Source organism: Paenibacillus sp. P4_A9, from assembly GCF_056402415.1.
In genome coordinates, this window is record NZ_JBFUHL010000174.1 from 1 (window position 1) to 2,478 (window position 2,478).

Annotated in this window: 3 protein-coding genes; all 3 read right to left on the reverse strand. The window is 46.1% G+C overall.

What is annotated here, in order from left to right:
- Positions 1 to 27: 27 nt before the first annotated feature.
- Complete coding sequence (locus AC1DVJ_RS30585) at positions 28 to 345, reverse strand: cupin domain-containing protein (RefSeq protein WP_477596635.1); 318 nt, start codon at positions 343 to 345, stop codon at positions 28 to 30.
- A 130-nt stretch (positions 346 to 475) separates the two neighbouring features.
- The gene (melA, locus tag AC1DVJ_RS30590) at positions 476 to 1,981 is read right to left on the reverse strand and encodes an alpha-galactosidase (protein ID WP_477596637.1); all 1,506 of its coding nucleotides are present in this window, start codon (positions 1,979 to 1,981) and stop codon (positions 476 to 478) included.
- Positions 1,982 to 2,088: 107 nt separating this feature from the next.
- On the reverse strand, positions 2,089 to 2,478 hold a 390-nt coding region (locus AC1DVJ_RS30595; protein WP_477596639.1), incomplete at its 5' end, for a helix-turn-helix transcriptional regulator.

A 2,478-nucleotide genomic window follows, 5' to 3' on the forward strand; every position in this document is an offset into this window, starting at 1 on the left:
AGGAAAACCAGTTGCATAAGCAACTGGTTATCTTTTCACCAGATCTTCACGAATCGGAGTAAATACATCTAAAAGTGCAGAGTCTTCCAATGCAGTAACCCCGTGCTTGGCTCCACTTGGTATATAAACCGTTTGCCCCTGTTCAATTACGGTAACTACGCCATCGATTGTAAATTCGATTTTACCCTTCAAGCAATACGACATTTGTTCATGAACATGGCTATGCAGATAACCGATGGCTCCAGGCTCAAAGTGAACCTCCATCATCATTAAACCTACCTCAGCTTTCAAAATACAGCGAGTCACGCCTGGTTCTGCAGCTTCCCATACGCCAATATTAGACATCTGACTTTCCCCTTTCGATATAAAACGCTTCCATGGCAAATACAAAGAAGGACCGCAAGCGGCCCTTCACTTACCCACTAATTATACCTGAAAAGCACCCAAATGAACACACTTGAAAATAAATGAACCTTTAGGCCGTTGTCGTCGCGCGATCCTTACCCTTGTCAGCTTCCCCTGCGTTCTTATTCGCTGCTTCACGATCCTGCTGCATTTCAGCGACTGTTTTCACCTTCACACGGGCAGCTCCTTCATAGTCACGCGTCGGAATAAGGTTCCCAGCAGCAAGACGCTGTTTGGCCTCAGCAATCGCGGCACTATACTGCGGCAACCATGCCTCTTGTGCCACCAACATCTCATCAACCATTTGCCAAATTTCCTTCGGGTTGCAGACAGCTCCAACGAGAGGATCCATCATAAAGGCTTGACGCAGCAGCTGATCATTCCCATGAACAGCTGCTTCTACCGCTAAGCGCTGAACTGAGATGCTGACATTGCACACCGCCGCTGGGCCCAAAGGCAGATCACCGACAACTGGCATCGAGATACCGTTGCGATCGACATAGCCTGGTGCTTCGATAATGGCATCATCCGGTAAATTCGAGATCACACCTTTATTCACCAGATTAAAATGACCGCGATAGACACGCCCTGTTTCCAGGCCTTCGATGATATAAGAGCCATGCTCTTCACTGCGCTTCTCGCTTGCATATACGAATGCCGGGTCCTTCATCCAGTTCGGGAAATCCGTTTCAAACCAGCGACGTCCCTCTGTGCACACTCGTAAGTATCCGCCCGTTTCACCATTAATCCAGGACCCCATATCAATCCAATCCTGAATTTCACTTGCCCGCTTTCGGTACCAAGGAACATATTCACTCAAATGTCCATTTGACTCCGTACTATAGTAACCAAAACGGCGCAGCATATCGATCCGAACTTTCTCTGTTCGTGCATACTCAGCATGATTTTCAAAAGCATCTAATAGCCCTGCCGTTAAATCCTTGCCCTCATGCGAAGCTTGGATATACCACGTTTGATGATTAATCCCGGCGCAAATAATGTCCACGTCTTTCTTATCCAACCCGTAAACGTCCGCGATTTGATGATGTCCATGCTGTACACCGTGACAGAGGCCAATCGTGCGTACACCGCCGTACTTATTACAAGCCCAAGTTAGCATAGCCATCGGGTTCGCATAATTCAACAACGTAACATCAGGTGCAGCGACCTCACGAATATCTTGACAAATGCGAAGCATTTCTGAGATTCCACGTTGACCGTACATGATGCCACCAGCACATAGCGTATCACCCACACATTGGTCCACACCATATTTCAAAGGAATGTCGACATCGGTTGCAAAAGCCTCCAAACCACCCACACGAATCGTGCATAGTACGTATTTCGCGCCCTCTAAAGCTTCCCTGCGATCCGTCGTCGCTTGAATCTGAATCGATAAGCCATTCTCTTGAATATCCCTCTGACAGAGCTCAGTCACCATTTCTAAATTGTGAGGATTAATGTCCGTAAAAGCCACTTGGATGTTATGAAATTCAGGTACAGCTAGCAAATCTCTTAGAAGTCCACGTGTGAATCCGATACTGCCTGCGCCTATAAATGCTACCTTAAATGCCATATTTATCGCCCTCTCTATCACTTCGTCTATGCTTCACATTGTACCAAGCAGATGAGAGAAACCGTTATCAAATTTCTAACTATTTCCTTACCCATGTGTCAAAAATTCTAACTTCCTTCTGGATAGACGAGTTTATGTGTATTCATCGATTTCCGATATTCGGTGGGTGTAAAATTCGTATGTGCTTTGAATAACATATGAAAATACTGCCGGCTGCCCACGCCGATATAATCAGAAATATCTGCAATGGGGATGTCTGTTTCGAGCAGCAGCATCTGTGCTTTTTCCATCCGTATTTCCATGAGGTAACCCATCAGGGTTTGTCCTGTCACCGCTTTGAATATTCGCTGCAAATAGCCCGGATGTAAATTCACAACCCCTGCTATTTCTTTCACTTGGATCTCGCGATCGTAATTTTGATGCATATACTCCATGCTTTGCTTCACATACCATTCGCTTTGTACCCTACTACTGCTTACGGTATCACGGCGTAAACG

What these genes read in the sequence shown, in the direction of transcription:
- AC1DVJ_RS30585 (WP_477596635.1), bottom strand. Translation starts at nt 345, where the DNA reads ATGTCTAATATTGGCGTATGGGAAGCTGCAGAACCAGGCGTGACTCGC.
- melA (WP_477596637.1), bottom strand. Translation starts at nt 1,981, where the DNA reads ATGGCATTTAAGGTAGCATTTATAGGCGCAGGCAGTATCGGATTCACA.